Raw genomic sequence first — 9,297 nt, 5'->3', positions numbered from 1 at the left:
GGCCGGCCGCTCCCGCTCGGCCTCCCACAGGTCACCGGCCCTGGTCCGCCGGTGGGCCAGCAGCGGGCCGTCCGCGACGAGATGATGGGGCGCGCCCCGCGTGACCGCCGTCCGCACCACGTCGCCGGGACGGATCAGGGTGGCCGACGGCGCACCCAGATGGACCAACCGGCCGTCCCGGGCGCGGCCGGAACGCCGCCCGGTGGCGGCGTCCTTGCGCCCCTCCCCCTCGACGACGAGGACTTCCACCGGCTGGCCGACGAGCGCGCGGTTGCCCACCCAGGAGATCTCGTCCTGGACGGCCACCAGCCGTTCGTAACGGTCCCGCACGGCAGCCGGGTCGACCTGGCCGTCCATGGCGGCGGCCGGGGTGCCCGCCCGCGCGGAGTACTGGAAGGTGAAGGCGCCGGCGAACCGCGCCTCGCGCACCACGTGCAGGGTGTCGGCGAAGTCGGTCTCCGTCTCGCCCGGGAAGCCCACGATGATGTCGGTGGTGATGGCGGCGTGCGGCATCGCGGCCCGGACCCGTTCGAGGATTCCCAGGAAACGCTCCTGGCGGTAGGAGCGGCGCATCCGCCGCAGCACCGCGTCCGACCCCGACTGCAGCGGCATGTGCAGCTGCGGGCAGACGTTCGGGGTCGCCGCCATCGCCTCGATCACGTCGTCGGTGAAGTCCCGCGGATGCGGCGAGGTGAACCGGACCCGTTCCAGCCCGTCGATCGTCCCGCAGGCATGCAGCAGTTTCGCGAACGCCCCGGGATCACCCAGCGACCGGCCGTAGGAGTTCACGTTCTGGCCGAGCAGGGTGATCTCGATGACGCCGTCGGCGACCAGCGCCTCGACCTCGGCCAGGACGTCGCCCGGACGCCGGTCGGTCTCCCTGCCCCGCAGGCTCGGCACGATGCAGAAGGTGCAGGTGTTGTCGCAGCCGACGCTGATGCTCACCCAGGCCGAGTGGTGCGTCGACCGGCGGGAGGGCAGCGCGCTGGGGAAGACCTCCAGCGCCTCGACGATCTCGACCTCGGCCGCCGCGTTGTGCCGTGCCCGCTCGAGCAGCACGGGCAGCCGGTGCAGGTTGTGGGTGCCGAAGACGACGTCCACCCAGGGCGCCCGTTCGGTGATCGTCGCGCGGTCCTTCTGCGCGAGACAGCCACCGACCGCGATCTGCATACCCGGATGGTGCTTCTTCGCCGGGTACATCTGACCAAGATTGCCGTAGAGCCGGTTGTCGGCGTTCTCGCGCACGGCGCAGGTGTTGAACACCACCACGTCCGGAGTGACATCCGTGGCCGCGGGCACGTAACCGGCGGCCTCCAGCATGCCGGCGATCCGCTCGGAGTCGTGGACGTTCATCTGACATCCGAATGTCCGGACCTGGTAACTGCGGGGACTCACGCAGCCAGCCTACGGCGCGGGCGCAACAGACACTTTCCACCGCCTCCGGCGGGTGGTCTCGACGGCTAACGGGCGGTCTCGACGGCGCGGGTCTCGCGAACCACCGTGACCCGGATCTGGCCCGGGTAGGTCAGCTCGTCCTCGATCTGTTTCGCGACGTCGCGGGCGAGCATGTGCGCGGCGATGTCGTCCACCTGATCCGGGACGACCATCACCCGGACCTCGCGGCCGGCCTGCATCGCGAAGACCTTCTCCACCCCCGGGCGTTCGCCGGCGATCTGCTCGATGCGCTCGAGCCGCTTGACGTAGGACTCCAGGCTCTCCCGGCGGGCACCCGGCCGTCCGCCGGAGATCTGGTCCGCGACCTGGGTGAGCACCGCCCCGATCGAACGCGGCTCGACCTCGTTGTGGTGCGCCTCGATGGCGTGGACGATCTCCTCGTCCTCGCCGTAGCGGCGGGCGATCTCGGCGCCGATGAGGGCGTGGCTGCCCTCCACCTCGTGGGTCAGCGCCTTGCCGAGGTCGTGGAGCAGGGTGCCCCGTTTGACCAGTGCCGGCGGCAGCCGCAGCTCGGCGGCCATGATCCCAGCCAGGTGCGCGGACTCGATCAGGTGCGCCAGGACGTTCTGGCCGTAGCTGGTCCGGTACCGCAGCCGCCCGAGGATGTGGATCAGCTCGGGGTGCATCTCCGCGACGCCGGTCTGCACGAGCGCGTCCTCGCCGGCGCGCACACAGCGTGCCTCGACCTCGCGCCTGGCCCGGTCGTGTTCCTCCTCGATGCGATGCGGATGAATGCGCCCGTCCCCGACCAGGGCCTCCAGGGTGATCTTGGCGATTTCGCGGCGTACCGGATCGAAGCAGCTGAGCAGAACCGCTTCGGGCGTGTCGTCGATGATGACGTTCACGCCGGTGACCGACTCGAACGACCGGATGTTGCGGCCCTCGCGGCCGATGATGCGGCCCTTCATCTCGTCGCTGGGCAGATGCAGGACGGAGACGACCGACTCCGTGGTCGTCTCCGAGGCGACCCGCTGGATGGCCAGCGTAACGATCTTCCTGGCCCGTTCTTCGCCCTGTTCCCGGGCCTGCGCCTCGATGTCGCGGACCAGCACGGCCGCGTCCCGCCGGGCGTCGGCCTCGACGACCTTGACAAGTTCGGCCCGCGCCTGGGCGGCGGTGAGCCGGGCCGCCTCCTCCAGCGTCCGGCGGCGTTCCTCCTCCAGGTCGACGACCTCCGCGCGCCGTCTGGCGAGTTCGGCCTCCCGGGCCGCCAGGTCGTGGTCCCTGGCCTCGATGTGGCGGGCCTGTTCGTCCACGACGGCGGCACGGGCCTCCAGCCGCTGTTCGCGCTGGGCGAGACGGGCGTCCCGCTCGCGCAGCTCCACCCGCAGCGCCCGCACCTCCTCCTCGGCCTGCGTCCGGAAGGTCTCCGCCGACTTCCGGCCGGCCTCGCGCGCCTCCGCCTCGACAAGGGAGCCACGCAGCGTCGACTCCGCCTCGGCCCGTTCCCGCAGCGCTCGGGCGTTCTCCTCCGCGCGGCGGAGCAGCTCCGCGGCTTCCCGCTCCGCCTGCTCCCGCAGGCTGCTGGCCTGCCTGGCGAGCTCGGCGGCTTCAGCGGACTCGGCCTCCGCCACCTCGACATCAGCGCCGTCCTCGCCCCCGGCCCGGGGCTGGGACGCCGCCAGGCCATCTCCCGAGCGCAGGACGCGAAGAAGAAGCAGCGTAATTACCCCCAGGCCCACGAGCACGCAGCTGGCAAGCACGACGAGGAGAACGCTCATCGGTCCTCCTCCCTCGGCCGGGATTGGCCCGCGGTCAACGGGCCGAAACGGCGAGGGGGCCCACGAAACGGGCTGTTCCGGAACTTGCGGAATCCGTGCTGCTACCGACAAACGCCTGAGCACAAGCGGATGCGGCGGCGTCCACAGACGTCGCGATCCGGGCCAGCCACCCTCGTGTGAAGTTGTTTCACGTTATCGGAACCGCGTCACCGCGGGAGCCCTCTCACCTTTGCCGAGAGTAGGTCTGCGGCTCGTGAACGGTCAAGAAAAGCTAGTCAAGCGAACCATCCACAACCTCCTCGGTGATCACCCTTACAACAAGATCGGACGGGTAGCCGCGACGGCCGAGCAACGCGGCCAGACGCCGGGTGCGCACCTGGGCCGGCAGCCCTGCCATCGCCGGCATACGACGTCGTACCAGCTCCCGCGCGGCGGCCTCCTCGTCGTGGGTGTCCAGGTCGTCCTGGTCGGCGAGCGCCGCGGCGATGACATCCGCGTCAACCCCCCGGCGACGCAGCTCATGGACGAGCCCGTGGCGACCCAGACCTCGGTTCGCCCGCGCGGAGGAGATCAACGCGGTGGCGAACGCCCTGTCGTCAACAAGACCCACCTCGGCCAGACGGGCCAGCACCGCCTGCGCGGTGTCGGGATCCACCCCGCGCCGCGCCAGGGTGGCAGCCAGTTCTGCATGGCTTCGCGGCCGGGCCTCAAGCTGGCGCAGACAGATCTCCCGCGCTCTGGCGACCGGGTCCGCGGCCTCTTTCACAGGTCCGCGGCCTGTTTCACAGGTCGGCCGGCGGCGGGGACGCCGGATCCACGTCGAGCGTCGGCACCAGGCCGAGCTTTTCCTTGATTCGCTTTTCGATCTCGTCGGCGATGTCGGGATTGTCCCGCATGAAGGAGCGGGCGTTCTCCTTGCCCTGACCCAGTTGATCACCGTCGTAGGTGTACCAGGCCCCCGACTTGCGGATGATGCCCTGCTCGACCCCCATATCGATCAACGAGCCTTCCCTGCTGATGCCGCCCCCGTAGACGATGTCGAACTCCGCCGTGCGGAACGGGGGGGCCATCTTGTTCTTCACGACCTTCACTCGGGTACGGTTACCCACGGCATCCGTCCCGTCCTTCAGAGTCTCGATACGGCGAACATCCAGCCGCACGGACGCGTAGAACTTCAGCGCCTTGCCGCCCGTGGTCGTCTCGGGCGAACCGAACATGACACCGACCTTCTCGCGGAGCTGGTTGATGAAGATGGCGGTGGTCCCCGAGTGCGACAGCGCGCCGGTGAGCTTGCGCAGCGCCTGGGACATCAGCCTGGCCTGCAGACCGACATGGCTGTCACCCATCTCACCCTCGATCTCGGCCCGGGGCACGAGGGCCGCCACCGAGTCGATGACGATGATGTCGATCGCGCCGGACCGGATGAGCATGTCCGCGATCTCCAACGCCTGCTCACCGGTGTCGGGCTGGGAGACCAGCAGCGCGTCGGTGTTGACCCCGAGCTTGGCCGCGTAGTCGGGGTCGAGCGCGTGCTCGGCGTCGATGAAGGCCGCGATCCCGCCGGCGGCCTGGGCGTTCGCGACCGCGTGCAGCGCGACGGTCGTCTTCCCGGACGACTCCGGACCGTAGATCTCCACGACGCGGCCACGCGGCAGCCCACCGATGCCGAGCGCCACGTCCAGGGCGATGGAACCGGTCGGGATGACCTGGACCGGTGGGCGGGTGTCGTCACCGAGCCGCATCACCGAGCCCTTGCCGAACTGCTTGTCTATCTGAGCGAGGGCGTTCTCCAACGCCTTCTCGCGGTCGAGTCCTGCCATCGGGGTCACTCCAGGCTGAGGTCGTCGATTCTTGGCCACGATGGCGACGGTAGGGGGCGGGTCCGACAATTTCGAGCGCCGGGCCGCGCCTGTGGACAACTGGACGGTCGAAGCAGCCACGATCAACAGCCTTTCTCACCCGTCGGCTCACCCCACCGGGGCACCTTGTCACTCGGTATCCACAGTAGGCGAACAGGCGTTCGATAGCATCCTCGACGCGCCGAACCGTCAGCGTTCGCGCGCGGACAGGCCGAACTCCTCGCACACCGCCCGCCAGACGTCCTTGGCGTCGTCACCGCGAGCGAGGGCCGCCTCGACCGTGACCCCGCCGAGCCCGGCGACAACATGGTCGCGGGCAACCGACTCCGCGTACCCGGAGCCGAACTGCTTGTTCATTCGCGCCCAGAACTCGGTCAGTCGCACGGGTGCAAGTCTGCCCTTCCCGACAGGCATACTCGCGACAGGCAGACTCGAGGGCATGCCCGCGCCGTCCCCCCTCACGCTGTTCTCGGCCCCCACCCGGGCCTGGTTCACCGGCGTGTTCCCCGCGCCCACCCCCGCGCAGGCCGGCGCCTGGGAGGCGATCAGCCACGGGGACGACGTCCTGGTCGTCGCCCCGACCGGCTCGGGCAAGACGCTCGCGGCCTTCCTGTGGTCGCTGGACCGGATCGCCCGCGCCGGTCCCCCGGCCGACGCGTCCCGGCGCTGCCGGGTGCTCTACGTCAGCCCGCTCAAGGCCCTGGCCGTGGACGTCGAACGCAACCTGCGGGCCCCGCTGGCCGGGATCCGGGCCACCGCGGCGCGCCTGGGCCGGCCCGAGCCCGACGTGCGGGTGGGTATCCGCTCCGGTGACACCCCCGCCGCCGAGCGGCGGGNNNCCCCCGCCGCCGAGCGGCGGGCGTTCGGACGGCTGCCCCCGGACGTGCTCATTACCACGCCCGAGTCGCTGTTCCTGATCCTGACCAGCCAGGCGCGCGAGGCGCTGCGCGGGGTGGAGACGGTCATCGTGGACGAGGTGCACGCCGTGGCCGGCACCAAGCGCGGCGCCCACCTCGCCCTGAGCCTGGAACGCCTTGACGCGCTGCTGGACACCCCCGCCCAGCGGGTGGGCCTGTCGGCGACGGTGCGCCCGACCGAGGAGGTCGCCCGCTTCCTCGGAGGTGCCCGCGCGGTCACGGTGGTCCGCCCACCCACGGGAAAGACCCTGCGGATCGACGTGGTCGTGCCGGTGCCGGACATGACCCAGCTCGCCGGTCCAACTACCGACGCCGACACCGGTCCGCGGCCGGCCGCGTCGATCTGGCCGGCCGTGGAGGAACGCATCCTCGACCTCGTCCTCGCACACCGCTCGACCATCGTGTTCGCCAACTCCCGCCGGCTGGCCGAACGGCTGTGCGCCCGGCTGAACGAGGCGTACGCCCAGCGCATGCGGGACCCGTCCCTCGAGGTGGCCCGGGCGCATCACGGCAGCGTCAGCCGACAGCAGCGGGCGCTCATCGAGGATGATCTCAAAGCCGGCCGGCTGCCCGCGGTCGTGGCCACCTCCAGCCTGGAACTCGGCATCGACATGGGCGCCGTCGACCTCGTCGTCCAGGTCGAGTCACCACCGAGCGTGGCCGCCGGCATGCAGCGGGTGGGGCGCGCCGGGCACCAGGTCGGAGCCGCCAGCCGCGGCGTGATCATGCCCAAGCACCGCGGCGACCTGCTGTCGTGCGCCGTCGTCGCCGAACGGATGTGCGACGGCGGGATCGAACAGCTGCGGTATCCGCGCAACCCGCTGGACGTGCTCGCCCAGCAGATCGTGGCGATGGTCGCGATGGATCCCTGGCCGGTCGACGACATCGCCGCGCTGGTCCGCCGGGCGGCCTCGTTCGCGACGCTGCCGCCGCCCGCTCTGGATGCGGTCCTGGACATGCTCGCGGGCCGCTACCCCAGCGACGACTTCGCCGAGCTGCGTCCCCGCCTGGTCTGGGACCGGGTCACCGGCACCCTCACCGGCCGGCCCGGCAGCGGGCGGCTGGCGGTCACCAGCGGCGGCACCATCCCCGACCGCGGCCTGTTCGGGGTCTTTCTGGTGGGTGAGAAGGCCAGCCGGGTCGGCGAACTGGACGAGGAGATGGTCTACGAGTCCCGGGTCGGTGACGTCGTCCTGCTCGGGTCGTCAAGCTGGCGGATCGAGGAGATCACCCCCGACCGGGTGCTGGTGGCCCCGGCGCCGGGCCGGCCGGGCAAGCTGCCGTTCTGGCACGGTGACACGCTCGGGCGTCCCGCGGAACTCGGCCGCGAGATCGGCGCCTTCACCCGCGAGCTGGCCCGCCTCGACAGCGGGCAGGCACGCGAGCGCCTGCGGGCGGCCGGGTTCGACAGGTGGGCCACCGACAACCTGCTCACCTACCTCGCCGACCAGCGGGCGGCCACCGGCCATCTGCCGGACGACCGGACGATCGTCGTCGAACGCTTCCGGGACGAGCTCGGCGACTGGCGGCTGGCGGTCCACTCGCCCGTCGGCGCCCCGGTGGCCGCGCCGTGGGCGCTGGCCATCGCCGCCCGGCTGCGCGACCGCTACGGCGTCGAGGTGCAGATCATGCACTCCGACGACGGTGTCGTCGCGCGGATCCCGGACGCCGACCTCGCCCCCACCGCCGACGTGGTCGTGTTCGACCCCGACGAGATCGACGCGCTCGTGCGGGCCGAGGTCGGTACCAGCGCGCTGTTCGCGAGCCGGTTCCGGGAGTGCGCGGGCCGGTCGCTGCTGCTGCCGCGGCGCACCCCCGGCCGCCGGACGCCGCTGTGGCAGCAACGGCAGCGCAGCGCCCACCTGCTGGCGGTGGCGGCCCGCTTCGACGACTTCCCCGTGGTGCTGGAGACCATGCGGGAGTGTCTGCAGGACGTCTTCGACGTCCCCGCCCTGACCGGGCTGATGCGTCAGATCGCGGCCCGCACGCTGCGCGTCGTCGAGGTGGAGACCGCGGCGCCCTCGCCGTTCGCCCGCTCGATGCTGTTCGGCTACGTCGCGGCGTTCATGTACGACGGGGACACCCCGCTGGCCGAACGCCGGGCCCAACTGCTCGCGCTGGACAGCTCCCTGCTCACCCAGCTGCTCGGCCAGGCCGACCTGCGGGAGCTGATCGACGCGGCCGTGCTCGCCCAGGTGGAGGCCGAACTGCAGCGCCTGGCACCCGACCGGCGGGCGCGTGACGTCGAGGACGTCGCCGACCTGCTGCGCGTGGTCGGCGACCTCAGCACACCGGAGGCGCTGGCCCGCGGCGCGACCCCGGCCCACCTCGCCGAACTCGCCGACACCCACCGCGCGCTGCGGGTGCGCGTCGCCGGCGAGGAACGCTGGGTGGCCGTCGAGGACGCCGGCCGGCTGCGTGACGCCCTCGGCATCCCGGTGCCGGTCGGGGTGCCCACGGCCTTCACCGAAACGGTCCGCGACCCGCTCGGTGACCTGCTCGCCCGCTACGCGCGCACGCACGGCCCGTTCGACGCCGAGGCGGTCGCCGACCGCTTCGGACTGGGTGTGGCCGTGGTGACCGCCGGCCTGGAGCGGATGCTCGCCACCGGCCGGCTCGTCCGCGGCGAACTGCGCCCGGGTGGCACCGGCGAGCAGTGGTGTGATGACACGGTGTTACGGATACTGCGCCGACGCAGCCTCGCCGCCTCCCGCCGCGACGTCGAGCCCGTCCCGGTGACGGCCCTTGCCCGTTTCCTGCCCGCCTGGCAGGGGCTGTCACGCGGCCGGGACGGCAGCCACGGTGGCAGCCACGGCGTCGACGCGGTGGTGCGGGCCGTCGAGCAGCTGCAGGGCGCGCTGATGCCGGCCAGCGCCTGGGAGCAGCTCGTCCTGCCCGCCCGGGTGGCGGACTACCAGCCGGGGATGCTCGACGAGCTGTGCGTGTCCGGTGAGGTGCTGTGGGCCGGCGCGGGCGGGCTGCCCGGCAACGACGGCTGGCTGACCCTGGTCCTCGCCGACAGCGCTCCCCTGCTGCTGCCACCGCCCGTCCCGGACGCGGCGAGCACCCCCCTGCACGCCGCCGTGCTCGAGGCCCTCGACGCGGGGGCCGCCCTGTTCTTCCGGTCCCTCTCCGACCGGGTCGGCAGCCTCGACGACACCGCGCTCGCAGCCGCGCTGTGGGATCTGGTGTGGGCGGGCCTGGTCACCAACGACAGCCTCACCCCGCTGCGGACCTCGCTGGCCGCCCGCCGCGGCAGCCATCCGACCGCTCGGCGCAGCCCCCGGCTGCGCCCGGTGCGCTACTCCCGTCCGAGCATGCCGTCGCGGACCGGCCCGCCGACGG

The 9,297-nt window shown here is 72.1% G+C and carries 4 protein-coding genes and 2 pseudogenes (2 of these 6 running past the window's edge); 1 reads left to right on the top strand and 5 read right to left on the bottom strand.

The features are described from left to right. From miaB to FrCorBMG51_RS01890, 5 genes and pseudogenes are all read right to left on the bottom strand, one after another. Window positions 1-1,353 (bottom strand): annotated as a pseudogene (miaB, locus tag FrCorBMG51_RS01910) (tRNA (N6-isopentenyl adenosine(37)-C2)-methylthiotransferase MiaB) (it extends 70 nt beyond the left edge of the window). Window positions 1,354-1,460: 107 nt separating this feature from the next. Next, window positions 1,461-3,176 carry a ribonuclease Y gene (rny, locus tag FrCorBMG51_RS01905; RefSeq protein WP_047221396.1) on the bottom strand — a complete coding sequence of 572 codons (1,716 nt, stop codon included), beginning with the start codon at window positions 3,174-3,176 and terminating at the stop codon, window positions 1,461-1,463. A gap of 271 nt (window positions 3,177-3,447) precedes the next feature. After that, window positions 3,448-3,942 carry a regulatory protein RecX gene (locus FrCorBMG51_RS01900; RefSeq protein ID WP_052914216.1) on the bottom strand — a complete coding sequence of 165 codons (495 nt, stop codon included), beginning with the start codon at window positions 3,940-3,942 and terminating at the stop codon, window positions 3,448-3,450. Between the two features lie 16 nt (window positions 3,943-3,958). Then, on the bottom strand, window positions 3,959-4,996 hold the full coding sequence (gene recA / locus FrCorBMG51_RS01895) for a recombinase RecA (protein WP_013874772.1): 1,038 nt from the start codon (window positions 4,994-4,996) through the stop codon (window positions 3,959-3,961). A 228-nt stretch (window positions 4,997-5,224) separates the two neighbouring features. After that, entirely contained in the window at window positions 5,225-5,419 is a 195-nt protein-coding gene (locus FrCorBMG51_RS01890; RefSeq protein WP_047221395.1) for a DUF3046 domain-containing protein, read from the bottom strand. Between the two features lie 55 nt (window positions 5,420-5,474). Here FrCorBMG51_RS01890 and FrCorBMG51_RS01885 point away from each other — a divergent pair. Continuing rightward, window positions 5,475-9,297: pseudogene (locus tag FrCorBMG51_RS01885) on the top strand (ATP-dependent helicase); it runs 682 nt beyond the window's last position.

The organism is Protofrankia coriariae (assembly GCF_001017755.1).
Lineage (GTDB): Bacteria > Actinomycetota > Actinomycetes > Frankiales > Frankiaceae > Protofrankia > Protofrankia coriariae.
Note: the sequence above shows the minus strand (reverse complement) of the source record. Positions and strands in the feature narration are given on the sequence as shown.